The following is a 22,607-nucleotide window of genomic DNA, read 5'->3' as shown; positions in this document are numbered from 1 at the left end:
GAGATGTCTTAATTGAGTTCAGGAGTTACAGGTATGTTTACGGGTATTGTGCAGGGCACCGCGAAACTGGTGTCGATTGATGAAAAACCAAATTTTCGCACACATGTAGTGGAGTTACCTGAATACATGTTGGATGGGCTGGAGACCGGCGCATCGGTGGCACACAACGGCTGTTGTCTGACGGTGACCGAAATTAACGGTAACCAGATAAGCTTCGATCTGATGAAAGAGACGCTGCGAATCACCAATTTGGGTGACCTGAAAGTCGGGGAGTTGGTCAACGTTGAACGTGCGGCAAAATTCAGCGATGAGATCGGCGGACATCTGATGTCAGGCCATATTATGACTACCGCTGAAGTATCCAAAATCCTGACCTCTGAAAATAATCGTCAGTTATGGTTTAAAGTTCAGGATCCGTCGCTGATGAAATATATCCTGTACAAAGGATTTATCGGTATTGACGGTATTAGCCTGACGGTAGGCGAAGTCACACCGACACGCTTTTGCGTGCATTTGATCCCGGAAACCCTGGAACGTACGACGCTTGGCAAGAAAAAACTGGGTGCGCGAGTCAATATCGAAATCGACCCGCAAACACAGGCCGTTGTTGATACGGTTGAACGTGTATTGGCCGCACGTGAAAGCGCTATGAGTAATGTTACTGGCGAAGCGGGCGTTTAAATCGGAATAAAAAGCCCCCGGTAGTTCGGGGGCGATGCTGTCTAACGGGGAACACGGAGCCCGTGTTCAACGCCACGAGAGAACACAACCTGCCACAGCTGGATGTCGCGCGCGCGAAATGCGCCAGCACACGCATTCAGGTAATAACTGAACATCCGTTTAAAGCGTTCACTATAGTTGTCGGCAATTTCTGGCCAGGTGGTCATGAAACGCTCATGCCAGGCCATCAGGGTGGTATCGTAATCCGCACCAAAGTTATGCCAGTCTTCCATCACGAAATGTGGCTCGCTGGCGTTGGCAATCTGACGAACTGACGGTAAACAGCCGTTCGGGAAGATGTATTTATTGATCCACGGATCAACATTATTGTCGGTTTTTTTAGAGCCGATGGTATGTAGCAAAAAAAGACCGTCTTGCTTTAAATTACGGTCAACAACGTCAAAATAGGTGTTGTAATTTTTCGGTCCCACATGCTCAAACATACCGACGGAAACGATACGGTCAAACCGGTCATTGAGGTCACGGTAGTCCTGCAGCAAAATCGTGACATCCAGCCCTTCACAGCGCGTCTGCGCCATTTTTTGCTGTTCTGCCGAGATAGTCACGCCAGTCACGCTCACCCCGTATTGTGACGCCATGAACTGGGACAAGCCTCCCCAGCCGCAGCCAATATCGAGTACGCGCATACCTGGTTTCAATTGCAATTTCTCGGCAATCATTTTTAACTTCGCCTGCTGGGCAGATTCCAGGGTATCGGCATCTTTCCAGTAGGCGCAGGAATATTGCATGTAGGGATCAAGCATGCGGGTAAAGAGATCGTTGCCAAGATCGTAGTGTTCCTTGCCAACGACCCAGGCACGTTTTTTGGTTTGTAAATTAAACAGACGGGCCGTTGCGATACGTAGCGTATCTCTGAAGTGGCGGGGGAGTTGGCTTTCAAGACCTGCACGCAGGACTTTGTTAAAAAACATATCCAGCCGATCGCATTCCCACCAGCCGTCCATATAACTTTCACCTAAACCCAACGATCCTTCCTGTAACACGCGTCTGAAAAAGTCGGGGTTTTTAACGCGAATATCTGCCGGTGCCGGGCCATTAATGGTAATGCCTGCACGGCTCAATAACTCATTGGTGATTCGGTACCAGTCATCATCCGGTACGCTGACGTCTTCTATACATGATGAACTCATAGCTTCTCCATCACTGGTCGGTGATCAGAACCTTAAAACAGCGTAGACGCTTTTTTGGGCTTTGTGAGAAATCTCACGGATTTAATCCGCGAATCTATAATCCGACGTAGAACAGAGGAAGGGAGAAACCCTTGCCGAAAAGGCCATCCATGGAAAAACGGGAACCTGCTTGTTCCCGTTACTCTATAAATCTTATCGTTTTATTAACAACCGAAAATTAGTATAGGCCTGAATTTTTGGCTATTCAACCGATAATTGTTAGCGGACTAACTAAGTGCCCACGGCAATGATTAATGTGACTCGCCGTGTGCAATTTGCGCGCTCTCATCCGGCAAGGATGTGTTCTCAGCCTGTGACTGCATTTTGTACCCTACGGCCGCCAGTAGCACCGTAGTCAGCATCACGCTGGTGGTGGTGAGCAGCGGGGTGGCGATCAGCCAGGAAACTACAAGGCTTGCCAGGAAGCATAGCCCCAGTTGCAGCGTATTCTGCAATGCGGCTGCGCGTCCTGTCGCCTGCGGGAACGGCCGTAATGCCTGAGCGACAACGATAGGGTAGATTGCCCCGTTGGCAATCGCCATCACGCAGAATGGGATCAGGATTTCAGCCAGAGCAACATGGTGAATAAAGCCGGTCGCCCAGGTCGCTACGACGCTAATGGCATACAGGATAAGTAACCATGGCAGCAGCTGGCGACCCTGCCATTTTTGCAGTGCCGCGCGGCAGCCGTAACCCCCGATCAAAAATGCAATAGTTTGCGGAACATAGCTCAGACCAATCACTGCCGGGCTGTAGCCCATTTCGCTGAGGATGAACGGGGAGCCCGTCAGCCATGCGAAGAAGCTCGCGGAACAGGCGGCATAAATCAATACGTTCCCACGATAGATTTTCGAGCGCAGCAGGGTGGCGAATGTCAGTTTATCCTGGCTGTCGTCGCGCGCTTTAGTCGTTGGTTTTAAGCGCAGAGCCGGCAGCATCAGGATCAGGGTAATCGCAAAAAGGGTGGCAAAAATGGCCTGCCAGGAAAAATGTACCAGGATCCAACTGCCTAATAACGGTGCAAGTGCAGGAGACAATCCAACCAGCGGCATAATGGTGGCAAAGATACGGTTTACTTTTTGTGACGAATAATAATCGGTGACCAGCGCCTGCCAGATAACCGATGCCGCACAAACCCCAACGGCCTGGACAAAGCGTAGTACCAGCAGGCCTGTGGCGTTTTCAACCCACAGCATGCCCAGACTACCCAGAGCAAAGATAGATAAACCCAGCAGCAAAATCGGTTTGCGACCATAGTGGTCGGAGAGTGGCCCCCACAAAAGTTGTGCGACGGCAAATCCCGCTAAGAACAAACTAAGGCTGGCACTCACGGCAGAGGCGGGTGTCTGTAAATCGGACTGAATTGCGGCGAAGGCGGGCAGATACATATCTGTTGCCAGAAAGCCGAGCACGCTAAGACCCGCCAGCCAGACTAAAAACCCTTTCCCAGGTTGCATCATCATTTCTCTTTTTTAAGCAGTAGAACAATGCCGCTGAGTGTAGTGAGTGAAATTCTTGCTGTGAAACGCTAATATTTGTTTACTGATTTCAAATTTTTTGCAGGCAGAATATGTGGTCGGAATATTCACTTGAGGTGGTTGATGCGGTGGCGCGCAACGGTAGCTTTAGTTCCGCAGCTCAGGAGTTGCACCGCGTACCTTCGGCGGTAAGCTACACTGTGCGTCAACTGGAAGAATGGCTGGCTGTGCCTCTTTTTGAACGTCGTCATCGGGACGTGGAATTAACGCCTGCTGGCGCGTGGTTTTTAAAAGAAGGCCGGTCTGTTATCAAAAAAATGCAGATCACCCGTCAGCAATGTCAACAAATCGCCAATGGCTGGCGAGGACAACTGGCGATTGCGGTAGATAATATTGTGCGTCCAGAACGGACCCGACAGATGATTGTGGATTTCTACCGCCATTTCGATGATGTAGAACTTCTGGTCTTTCAGGAGGTGTTTAATGGCGTCTGGGACGCGCTTTCGGATGGTCGCGTGGAGTTAGCTATCGGAGCAACGCAGGCCATTCCGGTAGGGGGGCGCTATACGTTCCGGGATATGGGAATGCTGAGCTGGAGTTGCGTGGTGGCCAGTCATCATCCGTTGGCGGCAATGCCAGGACCGCTCAGTGACGATACGTTGCGCAACTGGCCATCGCTGGTACGCGAAGATACGTCCCGCACACTGCCGAAACGTATTACATGGCTGCTGGACAACCAAAAACGCGTCGTTGTGCCTGACTGGGAATCCTCGGCTACCTGCTTGTCAGCCGGACTCTGTGTCGGGATGGTGCCGACGCATTTTGCAAAACCGTGGATCGATGGCGGTAAATGGGTGGCGTTACAGCTGGAAAATCCGTTCCCGGATGCCGCTTGTTGCCTGACCTGGCAGCAGAATGATACGTCGCCTGCACTGAGCTGGTTACTGGACTACCTGGGGGATAGTGAGACGCTGAATAAAGAGTGGCTGCGGGAGCCGGATGAGGCTCCCACACAACAGTCTTAACGACGATAATCGCGGAATGGACCGTCGGCAACGGAACGACGCTCTATCAGGCGTGGGTGCACCTCGATAGACTGCGACTCTTCACGTTTATTCACGATTCGGTCTAACAGCATGTTGAAGGCCGTTTCACCCAGTGAATCTTTTGGCTGATGGATGGTTGTCAGCGCAGGGGTGAAGTAACGGGCGTTGCGCACGTTATCGTAACCGATAACTGAGATATCCTGCGGTACGCGCAGCCCCATCTCGTCTGCAGCACACAGCGCACCCATCGCCATAATATCGCCACCACAGAATACGGCGGTTGGGCGATGCGACTGGGAGATGATTTGCTGCATAGCGCGGTAGCCGGATTCAGGTTCGAAATCACCCTGCACAATCCAGTTTTCGGGGACTTTAATCAGCGCTTCTTCCATCGCTTTCATGAAGCCAGCCAGGCGGCCTGCGCCGGTATTACGCTCCATAGGTCCCGGGATCACGCCGATCTCACGATGACCGCGTTCAATCAGATACCGGCCCGCCATGTAACCGCCTTCGAAGGCGTTATCAATGACGGTATCGGTAAAGTCGGCTTTGGCCTCGCCCCAGTCCATGACCACCATCGGGATATGGCGATACTCTTCGAGCATGGAAAGCAGTGATTCCGGATACTCTGAACACATTACCAACAGGCCATCAACGCGCTTTTGCGCCATCATCGACAGATAAGCCTGCTGTTTTTCGAGACTGTTCCAGGCGTTGCCCAGAATCAGCGTGTAGCCTTTCTGGAAACAATTTTTTTCAACTGCCTCAATAATTTCAGCGAAATAGGCCGCTTCGCTGCTGGTTGCCAACAAACCGATCGATTTGGTGTGATTCACCTTCAGGCTACGCGCTACTGCGCTCGGAGAATAGTGCAGTTCTTTAATCGCTGCCCAGACAGCGTTGCGCGTTTCTTCCGCGACAAAGCGCGTTTTGTTAATTACGTGTGATACGGTTGTAGTGGAAACGTTTGCTCGCTTCGCTACATCTTTAATAGTTGCCATTACATCTCACTCCAGACCATATCCTAAGCTCCTGAGAATACTCCAGGTAAACGTTTGCCTTCACACACCCTCAACGCAACGTCAGGGTTGCGGCACGCCGGGAAAACGACACGGAACGTCAGGAAGGGGTCAATGGCCGGTACGCTAATCAAGTAAGCGTGGAATTTTGTCTGATCTTAACGAAAAGGGGAAGAGTTAAAAGCAGTTATCAATATAAATCGTGAGAGATTTTTGCTTTCAAGTGTGTAAAAATGCGCAATATCACTTTTTGTGTGGGAATAAAAAGGAGAAAACTTGATGAGCACCGATCTGAAATTTTCGTTAGTGACGACCATAATTGTTCTGGGCCTGATTGTCGCGGGTGGCCTGACTGCAGCACTGCACTGATTTCCCCCGAGGGAGTTCGCTCTCCCTCATCCTTTCTGCTTACCTTTTTCGTCCTATTTTTTGCAAATAAGCAAAAGTCTTTTGCAGTTTTGTTAACTTTATTAATTTTGCGATCAATGTCATGCTTTTGACTCTTATGATGTGTCGTGCCAAGGCTCGACGTTACGGAGTCGATAGATGAAAATAAATTATCCTTTACTGGCGCTGGCGATCGGAGCGTTTGGCATTGGCACCACCGAATTTTCTCCCATGGGATTGTTACCCGTCATTGCCAAAGGCGTGGATGTTTCAATTCCGGCAGCAGGGATGTTAATCAGCGCGTATGCGGTAGGCGTGATGGTTGGCGCACCGCTGATGACATTACTTCTGTCCCATCGTGCGCGTCGCAATGCGCTTATCTTCCTGATGGCCATTTTTACGTTGGGTAATGTGCTTTCGGCGATATCTCCGGATTACACGACGCTGATGCTGTCGCGCATTTTGACCAGTCTTAACCACGGGGCATTTTTTGGCCTCGGTTCGGTTGTGGCGGCAAGCGTTGTCCCCAAACATAAACAGGCCAGCGCCGTTGCGACGATGTTTATGGGGTTAACTATCGCGAATATTGGCGGTGTTCCCGCGGCAACCTGGCTTGGGGAAACCATCGGCTGGCGAATGTCCTTTATGGCGACGGCGGGACTGGGTGTTATCGCGATGGTCAGCCTGTTCTTCTCGTTACCGCAAGGCGGGGCTGGTGAGCGCCCTGATGTGCGCAAAGAACTGGCGGTGTTAATGCGTCCACAAGTGGTGTCAGCTTTACTGACGACCGTTCTGGGGGCCGGTGCGATGTTTACGCTTTATACCTACATCTCACCCGTGCTGCATAGCATTACTCATGCTACGCCGGCGTTTGTCACCGGTATGCTGGTGCTGATTGGCGTTGGGTTCTCTATCGGTAACTATCTGGGCGGTAAACTGGCTGACCGTTCGGTTAACGGTACACTGAAAGGCTTTTTACTGTTGCTGATGATGATTATGCTGGCGATACCTTTCCTTGCTCGTAATGAGCTGGGTGCGGCCGTGAGTATGGTGGTGTGGGGCGCAGCAACGTTTGCGGTGGTTCCGCCGCTGCAGATGCGTGTGATGCGCGTTGCCAGCGAGGCACCTGGATTGTCATCGTCAGTTAATATTGGCGCGTTTAATCTGGGGAATGCCCTGGGAGCGGCGGCTGGTGGGGCGGTAATTTCCGGAGGGTTGGGCTACAGTTTCGTACCGGTAATGGGGGCGATGGTGGCAGGGCTTGCGCTACTGCTGGTCTTTGTCTCGGCAAGGAAACAAGCGGAAGAAGTCTGCAACGCAACGAATTAAAAACAAAAACGCAGAAGGGAATCCCTTCTGCGCTGTCATTTTATGCTGCGAAGTTTTTCGCAACAAATTCCCAGTTCACCAGTGCCCAGAAGTGTTCCAGGTAGCCAGGACGGGCATTACGATAATCGATGTAGTAAGCATGTTCCCACACGTCAACGGTCATCAGCGGCGTCGCGTCAGTCGTCAGCGGTGTACCTGCGTTGGAGGTGGACACGATAGCCAGTTTGCCATCCGTTCCTTTTACCAGCCAGGTCCAGCCAGAACCGAAATTCTTGATAGCGGCATCGGTGAATTGAGCTTTGAAGTCTGCAAAGCTGCCAAAGGAGGCGGTAATCGCTTCGGCCAGTTTACCGGTCGGCTCGCCACCTGCGTTTGGTGCCAGGCAGTTCCAGTAGAACGTGTGGTTCCATACCTGTGCAGCGTTATTGAATACACCACCTTCAGAGCTACGTACGATCTCTTCCAGTGATTTACCTTCAAACGCGGTGCCTTTAATCAGGTTATTCAGATTAGTCACATAGGTTTGATGGTGTTTGCCATAGTGGTATTCCAGCGTTTCGGCAGAAATGTGCGGTGCCAGAGCATCTTTGGCATACGGTAATGCAGGTAATTCGAACGACATTGCTTCTCTCCTTATTATTTATATTGAGTACACACAATAGCCTCATTGTGAGTAAGGATAGGGTAGCAAATTGAAAGGTTATGCAAAAGAAGAACTTACCCTACAGCATATTCTGTAGGGTAAGTTTTTAGCGAATTGTTTTCGGCGTCATCACACGGCGAGCGCCCACGTAGTGGCGTTGCCAGTAATCTTCGCTCAGAGAGGTTATTTGAATTTCCTGACCGCTGCGTGGAGACTGGATAAATTTACCATTGCCGACATAGACGCCAACGTGGTCGGCGGTACCGCGACCTTGCGTGCGGAAGAAGACCAGATCACCGTTTTTCAGTTCACCACGTTCAATCGGCGCAGCGTCGCGCAGGTGATACATTTCATTAGCGGTACGCGGAATGCGGAATTTCACCAGATCTTTGTATGCGTAATAAACCAGCCCGCTGCAATCAAAACCGGTTCTGGGTGAGGTGCCCCCCCAACGGTAAGGTTTGCCGATTTGGTTCATCAGGGTAGACATGGCGGTTTTGGTCGCTTTCTGTACTTTCACTTTATGTACATCAGCAACGGCTGTTGGCGCAGTCGTCTTCACTTTTACACAACGTGGCTTATGACCTTTGCGCGGGGTACATTTTTCAGTCCAGATGACGGCGGGAGGGTGCATTGCCGCTGTTTTACTGCGACGGTTTGCTGTTTTCGTCGATTTTGCCGGAGTCGCTGTGCGTTTTTTTGAGGAGGAAGCCGTTTTCGTACTGGTTTTACTGGTGTTTTTTGTCGCCGTTTTCTTGTTGGTTTTTGTTGCTTTTTGGCTGGCTGTTGCGCTTTTCTTTTTATCTACCGTCTTGACGGTGTGGGAAGCGGTAGGTGTCGCCCTGGCCTGCTTGGAAGCATGAGCCATAGGCGTAAAAGGCAGTGTGGTAAAAAGTAAAGCACAGAGCGTGATCGAGATTCGGTTTATCCGCGCCACTGAGCAGTCCTCTGGTAAGGCAGGTCTATCGTGCCTGCGTGTGATTTTCAAAACTTGACGATTCTAATCTATAGAAAGAGGGAAAGTTAATAGCTTTTTTCGTTTAAAACTACGTTTCGTAACCGACCGCAAAAAAAAACAGCAATTCAGGGCGTAATTGGTGAACAGATAATCAAATCCACAGGCTTCATGCGGATAAATGAGATTGTGAATGCAACTTTTAACGACAGGCGATAAAATAATATCGCGTAATGAAAATGTTATTTTCCGTTACCTGCCTGACCCGCTACAATGCAGACTACTGCCGTAAAAGAAGTTTAAGGAAGCAAGATAATGAGCACCACTATCGAAAAAATCCAGCGCCAGATCGCTGAAAACCCGATTCTCCTGTACATGAAAGGTTCCCCAAAACTGCCAAGCTGCGGTTTCTCTGCTCAGGCAGTGCAGGCGTTGTCCGCCTGTGGTGAACGTTTTGCTTATGTTGATATTCTGCAGAACCCGGATATTCGCGCCGAGCTGCCGAAATATGCCAACTGGCCGACTTTCCCACAGCTGTGGGTTGATGGTGAACTGGTAGGCGGCTGTGACATTTTAATTGAAATGTACCAGCGCGGTGAGTTGCAGCAGTTGATTAAAGAAACTGCGGCGAAATACAAAACCGAAGAGCCGGACGCTGAGTAATTTTAGCGGAAATAAAAAAGCGACCTGTGATGGTCGCTTTTTTTATGCCGCCGTTACGCCTCTTCGGGCACTGGCAGAGGCCAGCCGCCGAGGCGTTTCCAGCGGTTAACAATTTCGCAAAACAGTACGGCCGTCCGTTCGGTATCATACAGCGCCGAGTGCGCCTGATTCCCGTCAAATTCCATTCCTGCTGCCAGACAGGCTTTTGACAGTACTGTTTGCCCCAACGACAGGCCGCTTAATGCCGCCGTATCAAAGGTGACGAAGGGGTGAAACGGATTACGTTTGAGCGAGGCACGTTCTGCTGCGGCCATCATGAAACTGTGGTCGAAAGTAGCGTTATGCGCCACCATGATCGCCCGATTGCAGCCGCTGTCTTTAATCCCTTTGCGCACCATTTTGAAGATGGCGTGTAGTGCGTCATATTCGCTGACCGCACCACGTAGCGGATTGTTAGGGTCAATACCGTTAAAGGCGAGGGCTTCCGGCTGTAAATTCGCCCCTTCAAACGGCTCTACGTGGAAATGTAACGTCATGTCCGGCATCAGCCAGCCTTGTTCATCCATTTTCAGTGTGATGGCGGCAATTTCAAGCAGCGCATCGGTTTTGGCGTTAAATCCTGCTGTTTCGACATCAATGACGACAGGATAAAAACCACGAAAACGGTCACACAGACCGGAAAGTTGAGCGTTATCGGACATCTGGGTCTCTTAATACGGGAAAATTGCAGCGCGTATTATGGCAAAATGATGAGTATAAAACTACGGGCACAGACGATCTGCGCCCGAGGGGAGGTTAGTCGCCCAGGCCGCGGCCGGCGTCTTTCTCTTCGATCAGCTCAATTTTGTAACCGTCCGGATCTTCAACGAACGCGATCACTGTTGTGCCGCCTTTTACCGGGCCCGCTTCACGCGTCACGTTACCGCCGTTTTGACGAATACGTTCACAGGCCTGTGCCGCGTTATCTACGCTCAGGGCGATATGACCGTAGGCTGTGCCCAGCTCATACTTATCGACACCCCAGTTATAAGTCAGTTCGATCACCGCTTCGCTGGTTTCCGGGCCGTAGCCGACAAAGGCCAGAGAGTACTTGTATTCAGGGTTTTCGCTGGTACGCAGCAGCTTCATGCCCAGCACGTTGGTGTAAAACTCGATGGAACGCTGCAGGTCACCCACGCGCAGCATGGTATGAAGTAAACGCATCTTTTTCCCCTTCGAAAATGGCTAATACATTCAAAATGTTGTTTTAGTATAGCGGCGTTATAACGCCGCTATCAATGGCAGAACTGAGTTTGTGAGGTTACAGGGTAGGATAATCGGTATAGCCTTCAGCACCGCCGCCGTAGAAACTTTCCGCACGCTGTGGATTGAGCTCGGCTTTACGCTGTAGACGGGCAACCAGATCCGGGTTAGCAATGTAAGCACGACCAAAGGCAACAGCATCGATCAGACCTTTCTCGATCAATGATTCGGCTTTCTCTGGCGTATAGGCGCCCGCGCCAATAATCGGACCGTGGAAACGCGCGCGAACTTTCTCGCGAAACGCGTCTGAATACGGTTCTCCGCCAGCCCAGTCTGGCTCGGACATATGCAGATAAGCAATGCCGCGCTTGCCCAATTGTTCGATCAGGTACAGAGCATCAGCCTCTTCATTCGGGCCGTTGTCGACGTTCTGGAACGAGCCGATAGGGGAAACACGGATACCAATGCGATCGGCACCCCATTCTTTAATACCTGCATCGACGACTTCCAGTACCAGACGAGCACGGTTTTCAACGCTACCGCCGTATTGATCGGTACGCTGGTTTGAGGTTGGCGACAAGAACTGGTGCAGTAAGTAACCGTGAGCAGAGTGCAGCTCAACCAGGTCAAAACCGGCTTCACGCGCATTGGCAATCGCCTGGCGGAAATCATTCACGATGCCTGGGATTTCTTCGGTTTCCAGCGCACGTGGCATTGAGGTATCGGCACGTGTGGCCAGTCCATTTTCATCGCGCAGAGAAGTTCGGGTCCCGGCACTGATGGCGGACGGCGCAACCGGAGCCTGACCGTTTGGCTGCAGGCTGGAGTGGGAGATACGCCCGGTATGCCACAGCTGAACGGCAATATGGCCCTGCTCAGCGTGTACAGCCGCCGTAATCTTTTTCCACGCAGCAATTTGTGCATCACTGTGCAAACCTGGCGCTCCGGCATAACCTTTCGCTTGCGCTGAAATCTGTGTAGCTTCGCTAATGATCAGCCCTGCACTGGCACGTTGGCGATAGTACTCGGCCATCAGCGGAGTAGGGATGTCGCCCGGCTCAATGCTGCGCAGACGCGTCAGTGGCGCCATGAATACGCGGTTCGCTGCCGTAATGGCGCCCACTTTCAGTGGGGAAAACAGTTTTTCAGATGACATGTGGCACTCCTGAATAGACCGGTCGTCTAGTAATAAGGGAAATAAAAACGCCTGTTAAACGGCAGGCGTTGTAATGATGGTTTTAACGTGAGCCAGCGCGTTTTCCAGCGGTGTGGCACTACGTGATATTTTGGCCTGCAGGTTGGCGCCCAGCCACAGCGCATACAGCACCTGTGCCTGCTGTAACGGCTCGCCAACAAAGGACAGACAGTGATTGCCCCGACCTTTCTCCAGCGCCTGCGCTAACAGTGCAATAATGTGCCGCGCGCCTTTATCCATCGCCGTGCGCATATCCTCTGATAGATCGCACACTTCGGCAGACAGCTTAACGGTTAAACAGCCGCTGATAATCCCGTGCTGGCTAAACTGGTTCAGGGTTTCCTGATAGTAGGCCAGGATGCGGTCGCGGTAATTCCCCGCCCCTGTGTCAAAATGCGTAGCCAGTCGCTGATGATAGGCCGCATAGTGGCGTTCCAGCATCGCGACGCCGAACGCTTCTTTAGAGCGAAAATAGTGATAAAACGAACCTTTAGGAACTTCAGCGGTTTTCAGTAGTTCGCTTAAGCCCATGCCGGTGAAGCCGCGCTGCATACACAGCAGTTCGCCAGTCGCCAGCAGATGTTCGCGTGTATCGTGTTCAGTGACTTTGTTCATGGGAAGAAGTGTAATAGACCAGTCGGTCTAATGCAATAGCCCTTGCGAGAAATTCAGTTAACGTCTTCAATAAGTATATCAATCTTACTACAGGAGGGGATGTGGCCGAACAGCTGGAGTTTTTCCCCGTCCAGAGCCCATGCCGTGGAATATGTCAGTCCGACGAACGCGGCTTTTGCCGTGGCTGTTTTCGCAGTCGGGATGAGCGTTTCAACTGGCAAAAGATGAGCGATGCCGAGAAGCAGGAAGTGCTGCGGCTTTGTCGCCAGCGCCTGGTGCGTAAATTACGCGCAAACAAATCCAACCCGCCGGAAGAACCGCAACAACCTTCACTCTTTTAACAGCGTAATTGCGTATACTCGATGCACATTCACTTATAAGGAAGCTGCTATGGTTCAGCGTATTACTATTGCGCCGCAAGGCCCGGAATTTTCGCGCTTTGTGATGGGGTACTGGCGTCTGATGGACTGGAATATGTCCGCGCGTCAGCTAGTCAGCTTTATTGAGGAGCATCTCGATCTCGGTGTCACGACAGTCGATCATGCGGATATTTATGGCGGATACCAGTGTGAGGCGGCGTTTGGCGAGGCGATGAAACTGGCGCCGCACCTGCGTGAAAAAATGCAGATTGTTACCAAATGCGGTATTGCTACGACGGCGAAAGAGGAAAACGCGCTGGGTCATTACATCACTGACAGCGCCCATATTATTGCCAGTGCCGAACAGTCTCTGAAGCTGCTGGCAACCGATCGTCTTGATCTGCTGTTGATCCACCGCCCCGATCCGTTAATGGATGCAGACGATGTGGCGGAAGCTTTCAAGACATTACATCATAGCGGTAAGGTGCGCCATTTTGGTGTCTCTAACTTCACGCCATCACAGTTTTCACTGCTGCAATCGCGATTACCCTTTACCCTGGCAACCAATCAGGTCGAAATTTCACCTGTGCATCAACCTCTCCTGTTGGATGGGACGTTAGATCAGCTGCAACAACTGCGTATCCGCCCAATGGCCTGGTCTTGCCTGGGCGGTGGGCGTCTTTTCAATGATGACGCCTTCCAGCCGCTGCGTAATGAACTGACCGTGATAGCAGAAGAACTGAATGCGCAGTCCATAGAACAGGTAGTGTATGCGTGGATCCTGCGTCTGCCGTCGCAGCCACTGCCGATAATTGGCTCGGGGAAAATCGAACGTGTGCGTGCTGCAATTGAATCAGAGTCATTGAACATGTCTCGCCAGCAGTGGTTCCGTATTCGTAAAGCGGCGCTCGGTTACGACGTGCCTTAATCACGTATTCAGCGTTCTGTCGTTCAAATTTATGTCACTGGATTACACTTATCAGTCAGACACCTGGATGACGGAGGTTGTATGAAACGTTTGAGTTTAGCCATCATCACGTTATTGGCCTGTGCAGGTGCACAGGCTGCCAGTGAGAAAGTGGTGATGAATCTGGTGACGTCGCAGGGCGTTGGCCAGGAAATTGGTACTGTCACCATTGCCGAATCCGCAAAAGGGCTGGAGTTTACGCCTGATCTTAAAGCACTGCCGCCAGGTGAACATGGTTTTCATGTGCATGCTAACGGCAGTTGCCAACCCGCTATCAAAGAGGGTAAAGCCTCGGCAGCAGAATCGGCTGGCGGTCATTATGATCCGCATAAAACTGGCAAGCATGAAGGTCCGGAAGGCGCAGGCCACATGGGCGACCTGCCATTGCTGGTGGTAAATAACGAAGGGAATGCGACAACGCCGGTTGTTGCACCGCGGCTCAAAACGCTCGACGAGGTAAAAGGTAAGGCGCTGATGATCCATGTGGGCGGCGATAATATGTCCGATCAACCGAAAGCGCTTGGCGGTGGCGGAGCGCGCTACGCCTGCGGGGTTATCAAGTAATCAACGGCTTAGCGTACCCGGCGGCGGCGCTTGTTCGAGCTGTGAAAGCGAGCAGTGTAGCCGCCAGACAAGCGCAGACAGTTCTTGTGCGGCAGGTTGATGATGGTGGGCGACCGTATCGCAGATGCGCTGGAGTTCATTAAGCGTGGCATTCAGCGGACGTTGCTGCACGCCACGTTCACTCATCACGTCGCGGAGCAGCGAGATACACACGTCTCTGACGCGAGCGAGCGGATCTGAACGCGCCTCCCAGGTGCGCAGTTGCCATACCACGTGTGAGCAGTTCAACAAAACCACCCCCCAACGCAATAGCCAGCGTCGTGCCAGCGCGTCCTGACTATTGCTAAGCTGGCTGACATGATGATAGGTCAGTGACTCAAACTCATTTTCACTGAGTGACGGATGGCGGCTAAGTTGATCGACAAAGTTACGCCGTAACGCGCGAATATGACGGCGGCCTTTTCTCGCATCAGAACCTGGCCGCAGAATGGCAAAAGCCAGCCACGACAGCGCGACGCCCGCGATCTTCGCCGTATTGTCATTCAAAAAACCTGCAAAATCATAGACGGGAGGATTGGTCACCGCGATGAACGATCCCATAAAAACGATCAGCTGTCCCCAAAGCCCCGCCAGTTTCGGCATCTGTAATTTTAACAACTGCATGGTGGCAAGCAGCGGGAAGAGAAACAGAATGAACTGCCAGAGATCGGTAATTTGTACCATCAGACCGAATTTCACCACAAAACTGAACAGCGATAGCAGGATCAGCGTGCGCATCAGCAAAGAGAGTGATTTGAAGGGGGCCGCTACGGCGGAATACAACACGCAGCTGATGGCGGCAAGCGTCAGGGCCCCGGAGCCTGACTCCCATTGTGCGCCAATGCTCCACGCGCCGATCGCCATCAGCGTAATGAAGGTACGCAATCCGCTCCAGAGAGCCTCCGCGTTATCGGTATGACGGGCAAGACCCGGCGTACGCTCAACATTGATAGTATCGACCGTGGCACCCTTTTCCAGTAAGCGCAGATAATGGCTGTTTTTCAGATAGATACGGCAAAAATAGCGCAGACGCTGCCAGAAGGCGACGTGCCGATAGTCATGCTGATCGACGGGGCACAGCGGGGCGATAATCCGCGCGACGGCGTAGCTGTCGGTGTCGGGTTTTACCAATGCGCTCAGCAACTGCTCGATGACATCCCGGGTATTTGCCGGGGGATTGGGCCAGTTCAGTAGCATCCGCCGCAGACTGGAAATTACGCTGGTCAACCGCAACTGTTGGTGTAACAACGCATTGAGCAAGGTATTTTGACGGCGAAAACGGTAGTGGCTCCAGAACGCCTGAATACGTAGCAGATTCATTGTCAGGATTTGGCCGATCACCCCTTCATGGGCGGTGCGGATAGCATCTGTAGTTTCTGGCTGCCAGAGTAAACTGGCATGCTCCAGCAAACGTGCATGCATATTTTTCAATGCGGTCAGCAGCGTGGTGCCATCGGATGTACTGGGCAGGATCATCATCATCAAGCCACCACAGAGGATCCCGACGATGACTTCGCACACACGTGCCTGGGCGATATCCCACAGTTGCGTAACCTCTGTAATATGCACCATTGGAAACGCAATAATCGCCGCGGTATAGCCTGCCAGTTGAAAAGCGTAGGCCACGTTGTTGGTGAAATGCGCGCACGCCCAGGTACAAAAACCGATCCAGACTGACATGCTCAACAGAAACAGCCAGGGTTCATTGAGGGTATGGCCGGCTATAATCAATGCGGCCGTTGCACCAAGTAAACTGCCCGCGATACGCCCCAGGCTTTTGCTTATCACGCCACCAACGGTTGGAAAACTGACTACCGCTGCTGATGTCATCGCCCAGTAGGGTTCGTCCAGATTGAGGTAATAGGCGAAGGTTAGCGCCAGACACATCGCAATGGTATTACGCAGCGCGTAACGCCACTGTCCGCTCGTGGCTTTAAACCACGGCAAACTGGCTGGTGTCAGGTGGGGCAGTTTCATTTTTGCTGACCGATGGACACGCTACAGGTTGTCCCCGAAACCAGCGTAACATCGTGCGGAAGGGTATCAAATTCGATACGAACGGGAACCCGCTGCGCCAGACGAACCCACGGAACGTTTGGTTTAATGTCAGGAACCAGACCGGAATTACTTTCCACACTCTGATCATAAATAGCGCGACCAATGCTGGAAACGTGACCCTGTAACTTGATGTTGCCGCTGTAGAGTGTGATTAGTGCAGGTGCCCCGTCTTGAATGTGGCGTAGCTTGGTTTCTTCGAAATACCCCATGACATAAAAAGAGTGACTGTCGACCAGAGCAAACAGCGGTTTACCCGTTGAGGCGTAGTCTCCGGTACGGGTTGATAGATTGGTGACCCAGCCTGTGACAGGGGCTTTGACTACCGTTTGTGCCAGTTGCCACTGGGCATAGCGCAAGCTGGCCTGGGCTGTGGCAAAGGTCGCCTGCATGGCTTTTACATTGAGTAGTGCGCTGTCCAAATCTTCTGCTGAGATGAAATTTTGCGACAAATTGCGGCGACGTTTGGCTTCATTATCGGCTTTGGTCAGATCGGACTGTGCTTTAGCCAACTGAGCCTGTGCGTTCAGCTCAGCAATTTGGAAAGGGGTCTTGTCGATAACAAAAAGAACATCGCCTTTGTTAACCAGTTGATTATCTTTAATGTTGAGTTCACTAATGCTGCCAGAGATTTGCGGTGTGATGCTGACCTGTTCAGCGCGGACTTTTCCGTCACGCGTCCACGGCGATTGCATATAGTAATTCCACATCCACCACCCGGCGAGGACGGCAATGACAGCGACTATAATAGTGGAGAAGTATTTAACGGTTTTAAGCGACATAATCACCACGCAATCAACATGACAAAGGCCAGACACACGCAAAGCGTAAAGAGGGACAGATCCATTAACAGGGGATGCCAGATTTCGCCAGAATAGATCCAGTCGCGTAGCAGGCGATGAACAACCAGCCAGAGGATAAATCCTGCAACAAACGCCTTGAATATAGGGGGGAAGTAGACAGATGCTCCGATCATTAAATCTTGTAGGGGCAATCCTGTTGCATTAAACATAAACTTCACGGGCAAAATCCTTGGCGAAAAGAGCGTTGCTATAGGTTTAGCAAAAAAAGGGACAATGTGTCTCTGTAACGCATAATGTCTGAAAAAATGTCATCCGGTAAGCAAATTTGGCAATACATTTGTTTTGGGAATACAAATGCTGCACACTATTCTAAAATCAGCACAATAACTTAGCAAGCTAATTATAAGGAGATGAAATTGGAATCGCCATTAGGTTCTGATCTGGCACGGTTGGTGCGCATTTGGCGTGCTCTGATTGACCATCGCCTGAAACCTCTGGAGTTGACGCAGACGCATTGGGTTACGCTGCACAACATTCATCAGTTGCCACCGGATCAATCACAGATTCAACTGGCTAAGGCGATTGGTATTGAGCAGCCTTCATTGGTGCGTACGCTCGACCAGTTAGAAGAAAAGGGACTCATTTCACGACAGACTTGCGCCAGCGATCGTCGGGCAAAGAGAATCAAATTAACGGAGAAGGCCGAACCGCTGATTGCTGATATGGAAGCGGTTATCAACAAAACGCGCGGCGAAATTTTGGAAGGGATTTCAACTGAGGAGATTGATCTGCTGATAAAACTGGTCGCCAGACTGGAACACAATATCATTGAACTGCAGTCGCAGGGATAAAGCGATCAAAACGACGTGTGGCCAGAGGCTGACCACACGTGAATTCTATTAACGTGGAGACACGGTAACCTGGCTACCATTGTTAGCCATAACAACGCGCTGACCCGCAGAGAACTTGGTCGCACCCTGCTTCTGAACCACCATGATGGTATTACCGTCATCCTTACGAATTTCCAGTTCTACGCCCTGGGTTTTATTCATCGCGCCTTGTACGCCCTGGCCTGCTACGCCACCAGCAACCGCACCTGCAGCTGTCGCTAATGAACGACCGGTACCGCCGCCTACGGTGTTACCGAGGAACCCACCCAGCACAGCACCACCAATAGCGCCAATCACGTTTGCGTCGTCACCACCCTGGATTTGCACCGGACGAACATGAACAATCGTACCGTAGGTAACGTTCTGAACTTGTTTCGCTTCGGATGCGGTATACACGTCACCTGAAAGGCTATCATTGTTAACGCAGCCCGCTAAAGATACGCCCATTAATGAAACAATCAGCACACGTTTAATCATTTACAAATCTCCTTTGTCACCACGAAACGCTAATAAAGCACTCCTCATGGCTAAATTATATGGCATTTGTGAGTCTAAGGTCACATGTTCTACTGGAACAATATGAAAATCTTAACCGAAATCGGGTTAACCGAGTATAAACGAATCATTCATCACGGTGATGGAATTTAGCGGTTACTGGAAAGATTAACCTGCAAAAATCATCAAGGAAGCATGGAATTAGTCGACACTTTATGGTGGAGTGTCAAGGCTAATTTGCTAAAAAGGATGACGTATGAAATCGGGCCGTTTTATCGGAGTGATGTCTGGAACCAGTCTTGATGGTGTGGATGTTGTGCTGGCGGCGATAGATGAAACGATGGTTGCGCAGCAGGCAAGTCTGACATGGCCCATCCCCGTTCATGTAAAACAGGCCATTCTGGATATTTGTCAGGGGCAGCAACTGACGCTTTCCCAATACGGTCAACTGGACACGCAGTTGGGGCGTTTGTTCGCTGATGCGGTGAACGCGTTGCTGCAGCAGGAAAAATTAAAACCGCAGGATATTGTCGCGATCGGCTGTCATGGGCAAACCGTGTGGCATGAACCGACAGGAGTTGCGCCACATACGCTACAAATTGGTGATAACAACCAGATTGTAGCGCGTACCGGGGTAACGGTGGTCGGCGATTTTCGTCGGCGCGATATCGCGTTGGGTGGACAGGGGGCACCGCTGGTTCCTGCTTTTCACCAGGCGTTGCTGGCGCATCCAACGGAACGCCGGATGGTGTTAAATATTGGTGGTATTGCCAATCTGTCTCTGCTCATTCCAAAACAACCGGTTCGGGGGTACGACACCGGTCCGGGCAATATGCTGATGGATGCGTGGATTTGGCGGCAATGTGGCCAACCTTATGATAAAGATGCGCAGTGGGCCTGCTCGGGTACAGTGATTCTGCCGCTGTTGCAAACGATGCTTAACGATCCGTATTTTTCTGCACCAGCGCCAAAGAGTACGGGGCGCGAATATTTCAATTATGGCTGGATTGAACGCCATCTGGCGCAGTTTCCGGGAATTAGCCCACGAGACGTACAGGCGACGTTGGCTGAACTGACGGCCGTGACGATTTCCGAGCAGGTCCAGTTGAGCGGTGGGTGTGAACGGTTGATGGTATGTGGCGGCGGTAGTCGCAATCCACTTCTTATGATGCGTCTGGCGGCGCTGCTGCCGGGTACGGAAGTGACCTCCACCGATGAAGCCGGGATCAGTGGTGATGATATGGAAGCGTTAGCCTTTGCCTGGCTGGCGTGGCGTACACTCGCGGGACTGCCGGGCAACCTGCCTTCTGTGACTGGCGCGTCTGAGCCCAGCGTTTTAGGGGCTATTTTCCCCGCCAATCCACGAACTCAGAGTTAACTGAAATTATTTCAGGCGCTATACCGATAAACTAGGGATGTTAGGGAGGGTGTTTTTGCCCTCCGGGACCAGGAAAGTCTTCAGGATATGGCTATGAAAAAACTGTTATTAGTGTGTCTGCCCGTATTGCTTACCGGTTGTAGTGTGTACAACCAATTTGTCGAGCGTATGCAAACGGATACGCTCGAATATCGCTGTGATGAAAAACCGCTTACCGTAAAATTGAATAATACCCGACAGGTGGCGAGCTTTGTTTATGATAATCAACTATTGAATCTCAAACAGGGCGTGTCGGCATCGGGTGCACGCTACACAGATGGTATCTACGTCTTCTGGTCTAAAGGAGACAGCGCGACGGTCTATAAACGAGACAGAATTGTGCTGAATAACTGTCAGTTACAGAACCCGAAGCGTTGAGATTTTCACCTGGGCGGCGCACAATAGCGTCACCCACTGACAATCCGTAGCCCAACATCATGTCTGATAACGACGAATTGCAGCAAATCGCGCATCTGCGCCGTGAATACACGAAAGGCGGTCTTCGCCGCCGCGATCTTCCCGCCGAACCCCTCGCGCTGTTTGAGCGCTGGCTGGGGCAAGCCTGTGATGCCAAACTGGCAGACCCTACCGCTATGGTCGTCGCAACAGTCGATGAAAACGGTCAGCCGTACCAGCGAATCGTGTTGCTCAAACATTATGATGACAAAGGGCTGGTGTTTTATACCAACATGGGCAGCCGTAAGGCGCACCAGATCGAGAACAATCCGCGCATCAGCCTGTTATTCCCCTGGCATACGCTGGAACGGCAGGTGATGGTCATCGGCAAGGCCGAACGCTTGTCCACGCTTGAGGTGGTAAAATATTTCCACAGTCGCCCGCGCGATAGCCAGATTGGCGCCTGGGTTTCTAAGCAGTCCAGTCGGATCTCCGCACGCGGAATTCTGGAAAGTAAATTTCTTGAGCTGAAGCAGAAGTTTCAGCAAGGGGAAGTTCCGTTGCCGAGTTTCTGGGGCGGCTTTCGCGTAAGCATTGAACAAATGGAGTTCTGGCAGGGTGGCGAAAACCGTCTGCACGACCGTTTTTTATACCAACGTGAAGATGACGCGTGGAAAATTGACCGTCTGGCCCCCTAAAGATGCAAAATTCTTGTTTTAAGCGCTGGTGCTGATGAATCCGGCGCTTTATTCTATGTCTCTTTCGCATCAGGCGAAAAGTCGTGTACCGGCAAAGGTGCAGTCGTTTTATACATGGAGATTTTGATGGCAAGCAGTAACTTGATTAAACAATTGCAAGAGCGGGGGCTGGTGGCCCAGGTGACGGACGAGGAAGCGTTAGCAGAGCGACTGGCGCAAGGCCCGATCGCGCTCTATTGCGGCTTCGATCCTACCGCTGACAGCTTGCATTTGGGGCATCTGGTTCCATTGTTATGCCTGAAACGCTTCCAGCAGGCAGGCCATAAGCCTGTTGCGTTGGTAGGCGGTGCAACGGGTCTGATTGGCGATCCGAGCTTTAAAGCCGCCGAGCGTAAACTGAATACTGAAGATACCGTGCAGGAGTGGGTGGATAAAATCCGCAAACAGGTGGCACCGTTCCTCGATTTCGACTGTGGCGACAACTCGGCGATTGCTGCGAACAACTACGACTGGTTTGGCGGTATGAATGTACTGACTTTCCTGCGTGATATCGGCAAACATTTCTCCGTAAACCAGATGATCAACAAAGAAGCGGTGAAGCAGCGTCTGAACCGTGACGATCAGGGGATCTCCTTTACCGAGTTTTCTTATAACCTGCTGCAAGGTTATGATTTTGCCTGCCTGAATAAACTGCATGGCGTGGCATTGCAAATTGGCGGTTCTGACCAGTGGGGTAACATTACCTCTGGTATCGATCTGACCCGCCGTCTGCATCAGAATCAGGTATTTGGCCTGACGGTTCCGCTGATCACTAAAGCTGACGGTACCAAATTCGGTAAAACGGAAGGTGGCGCAGTTTGGCTGGATCCGAAGAAAACCAGCCCATACAAGTTCTACCAGTTCTGGATCAACACGGCTGATGCGGACGTATATCGCTTCCTGAAATTCTTCACCTTTATGGACATTGAAGAGATCAATGCGCTGGAAGAAGAAGATAAGAACAGCGGTAAAGCGCCGCGTGCCCAGTATGTTCTGGCTGAGCAGGTAACGCGTCTGGTTCACGGCGAAGAAGGTTTAGTGGCGGCGAAACGCATTACCGAAAGCCTGTTCAATGGCAACCTGAGCGACCTGAGCGAAGCGGACTTCGAACAGCTGGCGCAGGATGGTGTACCGATGATCGAAATGGACAAGGGTGCTGACCTGATGCAGGCGCTGGTGGATTCTGAACTGCAGCCTTCTCGCGGTCAGGCGCGTAAGACCATTGCGTCGAATGCGGTCACCATTAATGGTGAGAAACAATCTGACCCGGAATATTTCTTCCAGGACAGTGATATTTTGTTCGGACGCTACACCTTACTGCGCCGTGGCAAAAAGAACTACTGTCTGATTTGCTGGAAATAAGTAAAAGTCAGCAGGGGCGTGGGAAACTACGCCCCTTTATT

25 protein-coding genes and 1 pseudogene are annotated in these 22,607 nt (G+C 51.5%); 13 read left to right on the top strand and 13 right to left on the bottom strand.

Features of this window, described 5'->3' with window-relative positions; all coding sequences use genetic code 11:
- Window positions 1–33: 33 nt before the first annotated feature.
- Window positions 34–681 carry a riboflavin synthase subunit alpha gene (locus IB196_RS11965; protein WP_188232206.1) on the top strand — a complete coding sequence of 216 codons (648 nt, stop codon included), beginning with the start codon at window positions 34–36 and terminating at the stop codon, window positions 679–681.
- 41 nt (window positions 682–722) lie between these two features.
- Here IB196_RS11965 and cfa read toward each other — a convergent pair whose 3' ends face one another.
- Both cfa and punC read right to left on the bottom strand, forming a co-directional pair.
- On the bottom strand, window positions 723–1,871 hold the full coding sequence (gene cfa, locus IB196_RS11960; RefSeq protein ID WP_005127193.1) for a cyclopropane fatty acyl phospholipid synthase: 1,149 nt from the start codon (window positions 1,869–1,871) through the stop codon (window positions 723–725).
- A gap of 290 nt (window positions 1,872–2,161) precedes the next feature.
- The gene (punC, locus tag IB196_RS11955; RefSeq protein ID WP_188232221.1) at window positions 2,162–3,367 is read right to left on the bottom strand and encodes a purine nucleoside transporter PunC; all 1,206 of its coding nucleotides are present in this window, start codon (window positions 3,365–3,367) and stop codon (window positions 2,162–2,164) included.
- A gap of 113 nt (window positions 3,368–3,480) precedes the next feature.
- On the opposite strand from punC, the gene punR reads away from it, so the two are divergent.
- Window positions 3,481–4,413 (top strand): DNA-binding transcriptional activator PunR, encoded by a 933-nt coding sequence (gene punR, locus IB196_RS11950; RefSeq protein ID WP_005127191.1) that lies wholly within the window; start codon window positions 3,481–3,483, stop codon window positions 4,411–4,413.
- Here punR and purR read toward each other — a convergent pair.
- The gene (gene purR, locus IB196_RS11945) at window positions 4,410–5,435 is read right to left on the bottom strand and encodes an HTH-type transcriptional repressor PurR (RefSeq protein ID WP_005127190.1); all 1,026 of its coding nucleotides are present in this window, start codon (window positions 5,433–5,435) and stop codon (window positions 4,410–4,412) included. The genes punR and purR overlap by 4 nt on opposite strands.
- Window positions 5,436–5,732: 297 nt before the next feature.
- Between purR and cydH the strand changes: the two genes are divergently transcribed.
- Both cydH and IB196_RS11935 read left to right on the top strand, forming a co-directional pair.
- Complete coding sequence (gene cydH, locus IB196_RS11940) at window positions 5,733–5,822, top strand: cytochrome bd-I accessory subunit CydH (RefSeq protein ID WP_003029209.1); 90 nt, start codon at window positions 5,733–5,735, stop codon at window positions 5,820–5,822.
- A gap of 177 nt (window positions 5,823–5,999) precedes the next feature.
- On the top strand, window positions 6,000–7,169 hold the full coding sequence (locus IB196_RS11935; RefSeq protein ID WP_005127189.1) for an MFS transporter: 1,170 nt from the start codon (window positions 6,000–6,002) through the stop codon (window positions 7,167–7,169).
- 40 nt (window positions 7,170–7,209) lie between these two features.
- Here IB196_RS11935 and sodB read toward each other — a convergent pair whose 3' ends face one another.
- Window positions 7,210–7,791, bottom strand: coding sequence for a superoxide dismutase [Fe] (sodB, locus tag IB196_RS11930; protein WP_005127188.1), 582 nt, complete (start codon window positions 7,789–7,791; stop codon window positions 7,210–7,212).
- A gap of 127 nt (window positions 7,792–7,918) precedes the next feature.
- A complete protein-coding gene (locus IB196_RS11925) occupies window positions 7,919–8,749 on the bottom strand; it encodes a C40 family peptidase (RefSeq protein WP_005127187.1) in 831 nt (276 codons plus the stop codon).
- Between the two features lie 333 nt (window positions 8,750–9,082).
- On the opposite strand from IB196_RS11925, the gene grxD reads away from it, so the two are divergent.
- Complete coding sequence (gene grxD / locus IB196_RS11920; RefSeq protein WP_003832760.1) at window positions 9,083–9,430, top strand: monothiol glutaredoxin 4; 348 nt, start codon at window positions 9,083–9,085, stop codon at window positions 9,428–9,430.
- 53 nt (window positions 9,431–9,483) lie between these two features.
- Here the strand turns inward: grxD and rnt are convergent, their stop codons facing one another.
- The 4 genes from rnt to IB196_RS11900 form a co-directional block, all read right to left on the bottom strand.
- A complete protein-coding gene (rnt, locus tag IB196_RS11915; protein WP_005127186.1) occupies window positions 9,484–10,131 on the bottom strand; it encodes a ribonuclease T in 648 nt (215 codons plus the stop codon).
- A 94-nt stretch (window positions 10,132–10,225) separates the two neighbouring features.
- Complete coding sequence (gene gloA / locus IB196_RS11910) at window positions 10,226–10,633, bottom strand: lactoylglutathione lyase (RefSeq protein WP_005127185.1); 408 nt, start codon at window positions 10,631–10,633, stop codon at window positions 10,226–10,228.
- A gap of 97 nt (window positions 10,634–10,730) precedes the next feature.
- On the bottom strand, window positions 10,731–11,828 hold the full coding sequence (locus IB196_RS11905) for an alkene reductase (RefSeq protein WP_005127184.1): 1,098 nt from the start codon (window positions 11,826–11,828) through the stop codon (window positions 10,731–10,733).
- Between the two features lie 54 nt (window positions 11,829–11,882).
- Complete coding sequence (locus IB196_RS11900; RefSeq protein WP_040233830.1) at window positions 11,883–12,482, bottom strand: TetR/AcrR family transcriptional regulator; 600 nt, start codon at window positions 12,480–12,482, stop codon at window positions 11,883–11,885.
- 101 nt (window positions 12,483–12,583) lie between these two features.
- Between IB196_RS11900 and IB196_RS11895 the strand changes: the two genes are divergently transcribed.
- The 3 genes from IB196_RS11895 (at window position 12,584) to sodC (ending at window position 14,372) form a co-directional block, all read left to right on the top strand.
- Window positions 12,584–12,823: a DUF1289 domain-containing protein gene (locus IB196_RS11895; protein WP_040233832.1), complete on the top strand. Its 240-nt coding sequence runs from the start codon at window positions 12,584–12,586 to the stop codon at window positions 12,821–12,823.
- A gap of 49 nt (window positions 12,824–12,872) precedes the next feature.
- Window positions 12,873–13,769, top strand: a complete 897-nt coding sequence (locus tag IB196_RS11890) for an aldo/keto reductase family oxidoreductase (protein WP_040233834.1) — start codon at window positions 12,873–12,875, stop codon at window positions 13,767–13,769.
- Between the two features lie 81 nt (window positions 13,770–13,850).
- The gene (gene sodC, locus IB196_RS11885; RefSeq protein WP_182290520.1) at window positions 13,851–14,372 is read left to right on the top strand and encodes a superoxide dismutase [Cu-Zn] SodC; all 522 of its coding nucleotides are present in this window, start codon (window positions 13,851–13,853) and stop codon (window positions 14,370–14,372) included.
- Here the strand turns inward: sodC and IB196_RS11880 are convergent.
- The 3 genes and pseudogenes from IB196_RS11880 to IB196_RS11870 all read right to left on the bottom strand — a co-directional run bounded on the left by IB196_RS11880 (window position 14,348) and on the right by IB196_RS11870 (window position 17,487).
- Window positions 14,348–16,388: pseudogene (locus IB196_RS11880) on the bottom strand (FUSC family protein). The gene sodC and the pseudogene IB196_RS11880 overlap by 25 nt on opposite strands.
- Window positions 16,385–17,248 carry an HlyD family secretion protein gene (locus tag IB196_RS11875; RefSeq protein ID WP_005127178.1) on the bottom strand — a complete coding sequence of 288 codons (864 nt, stop codon included), beginning with the start codon at window positions 17,246–17,248 and terminating at the stop codon, window positions 16,385–16,387. Before IB196_RS11875 ends, IB196_RS11880 begins: the two are co-directional and overlap by 4 nt.
- A 2-nt stretch (window positions 17,249–17,250) precedes the next feature.
- The gene (locus tag IB196_RS11870; protein WP_005127177.1) at window positions 17,251–17,487 is read right to left on the bottom strand and encodes a DUF1656 domain-containing protein; all 237 of its coding nucleotides are present in this window, start codon (window positions 17,485–17,487) and stop codon (window positions 17,251–17,253) included.
- Between the two features lie 192 nt (window positions 17,488–17,679).
- On the opposite strand from IB196_RS11870, the gene slyA reads away from it, so the two are divergent.
- Window positions 17,680–18,120: a transcriptional regulator SlyA gene (slyA, locus tag IB196_RS11865; RefSeq protein ID WP_040233837.1), complete on the top strand. Its 441-nt coding sequence runs from the start codon at window positions 17,680–17,682 to the stop codon at window positions 18,118–18,120.
- Window positions 18,121–18,168: 48 nt separating this feature from the next.
- On the opposite strand, the gene slyB is transcribed toward slyA, so the two are convergent.
- On the bottom strand, window positions 18,169–18,636 hold the full coding sequence (gene slyB, locus IB196_RS11860) for an outer membrane lipoprotein SlyB (RefSeq protein ID WP_003029175.1): 468 nt from the start codon (window positions 18,634–18,636) through the stop codon (window positions 18,169–18,171).
- A 274-nt stretch (window positions 18,637–18,910) separates the two neighbouring features.
- Here slyB and anmK point away from each other — a divergent pair, with 274 nt between their 5' ends.
- The 4 genes from anmK (at window position 18,911) to tyrS (ending at window position 22,566) form a co-directional block, all read left to right on the top strand.
- Window positions 18,911–20,032, top strand: a complete 1,122-nt coding sequence (gene anmK, locus IB196_RS11855) for an anhydro-N-acetylmuramic acid kinase (protein ID WP_005127175.1) — start codon at window positions 18,911–18,913, stop codon at window positions 20,030–20,032.
- Window positions 20,033–20,119: 87 nt separating this feature from the next.
- Window positions 20,120–20,449, top strand: coding sequence for a C-type lysozyme inhibitor (mliC, locus tag IB196_RS11850; protein ID WP_005127174.1), 330 nt, complete (start codon window positions 20,120–20,122; stop codon window positions 20,447–20,449).
- Window positions 20,450–20,508: 59 nt separating this feature from the next.
- A complete protein-coding gene (gene pdxH / locus IB196_RS11845; protein ID WP_005127173.1) occupies window positions 20,509–21,165 on the top strand; it encodes a pyridoxamine 5'-phosphate oxidase in 657 nt (218 codons plus the stop codon).
- A 126-nt stretch (window positions 21,166–21,291) separates the two neighbouring features.
- Window positions 21,292–22,566: a tyrosine--tRNA ligase gene (tyrS, locus tag IB196_RS11840; RefSeq protein ID WP_020996426.1), complete on the top strand. Its 1,275-nt coding sequence runs from the start codon at window positions 21,292–21,294 to the stop codon at window positions 22,564–22,566.
- The last annotated feature ends 41 nt before the right edge of the window (window positions 22,567–22,607 follow it).

Origin of the sequence: Citrobacter sp. C6_1 (assembly GCF_014596835.2) — a bacterium.
Taxonomy (GTDB): Bacteria; Pseudomonadota; Gammaproteobacteria; order Enterobacterales; family Enterobacteriaceae; genus Citrobacter; species Citrobacter pasteurii.
Note: the sequence above shows the minus strand (reverse complement) of the source record. Positions and strands in the feature narration are given on the sequence as shown.

Coding starts and splice junctions, on each gene's coding strand:
- purR (WP_005127190.1), bottom strand. CDS start 5,435: ATGGCAACTATTAAAGATGTAGCGAAGCGAGCAAACGTTTCCACTACA.
- IB196_RS11965 (WP_188232206.1), top strand. CDS start 34: ATGTTTACGGGTATTGTGCAGGGCACCGCGAAACTGGTGTCGATTGAT.
- sodC (WP_182290520.1), top strand. CDS start 13,851: ATGAAACGTTTGAGTTTAGCCATCATCACGTTATTGGCCTGTGCAGGT.
- cydH (WP_003029209.1), top strand. CDS start 5,733: ATGAGCACCGATCTGAAATTTTCGTTAGTGACGACCATAATTGTTCTG.
- mliC (WP_005127174.1), top strand. CDS start 20,120: ATGGCTATGAAAAAACTGTTATTAGTGTGTCTGCCCGTATTGCTTACC.
- anmK (WP_005127175.1), top strand. CDS start 18,911: ATGAAATCGGGCCGTTTTATCGGAGTGATGTCTGGAACCAGTCTTGAT.
- sodB (WP_005127188.1), bottom strand. CDS start 7,791: ATGTCGTTCGAATTACCTGCATTACCGTATGCCAAAGATGCTCTGGCA.
- slyA (WP_040233837.1), top strand. CDS start 17,680: ATGAAATTGGAATCGCCATTAGGTTCTGATCTGGCACGGTTGGTGCGC.
- punC (WP_188232221.1), bottom strand. CDS start 3,367: ATGCAACCTGGGAAAGGGTTTTTAGTCTGGCTGGCGGGTCTTAGCGTG.
- punR (WP_005127191.1), top strand. CDS start 3,481: ATGTGGTCGGAATATTCACTTGAGGTGGTTGATGCGGTGGCGCGCAAC.
- IB196_RS11935 (WP_005127189.1), top strand. CDS start 6,000: ATGAAAATAAATTATCCTTTACTGGCGCTGGCGATCGGAGCGTTTGGC.
- gloA (WP_005127185.1), bottom strand. CDS start 10,633: ATGCGTTTACTTCATACCATGCTGCGCGTGGGTGACCTGCAGCGTTCC.
- grxD (WP_003832760.1), top strand. CDS start 9,083: ATGAGCACCACTATCGAAAAAATCCAGCGCCAGATCGCTGAAAACCCG.
- slyB (WP_003029175.1), bottom strand. CDS start 18,636: ATGATTAAACGTGTGCTGATTGTTTCATTAATGGGCGTATCTTTAGCG.
- IB196_RS11905 (WP_005127184.1), bottom strand. CDS start 11,828: ATGTCATCTGAAAAACTGTTTTCCCCACTGAAAGTGGGCGCCATTACG.
- cfa (WP_005127193.1), bottom strand. CDS start 1,871: ATGAGTTCATCATGTATAGAAGACGTCAGCGTACCGGATGATGACTGG.
- IB196_RS11900 (WP_040233830.1), bottom strand. CDS start 12,482: ATGAACAAAGTCACTGAACACGATACACGCGAACATCTGCTGGCGACT.
- tyrS (WP_020996426.1), top strand. CDS start 21,292: ATGGCAAGCAGTAACTTGATTAAACAATTGCAAGAGCGGGGGCTGGTG.
- rnt (WP_005127186.1), bottom strand. CDS start 10,131: ATGTCCGATAACGCTCAACTTTCCGGTCTGTGTGACCGTTTTCGTGGT.
- IB196_RS11890 (WP_040233834.1), top strand. CDS start 12,873: ATGGTTCAGCGTATTACTATTGCGCCGCAAGGCCCGGAATTTTCGCGC.
- pdxH (WP_005127173.1), top strand. CDS start 20,509: ATGTCTGATAACGACGAATTGCAGCAAATCGCGCATCTGCGCCGTGAA.
- IB196_RS11875 (WP_005127178.1), bottom strand. CDS start 17,248: ATGTCGCTTAAAACCGTTAAATACTTCTCCACTATTATAGTCGCTGTC.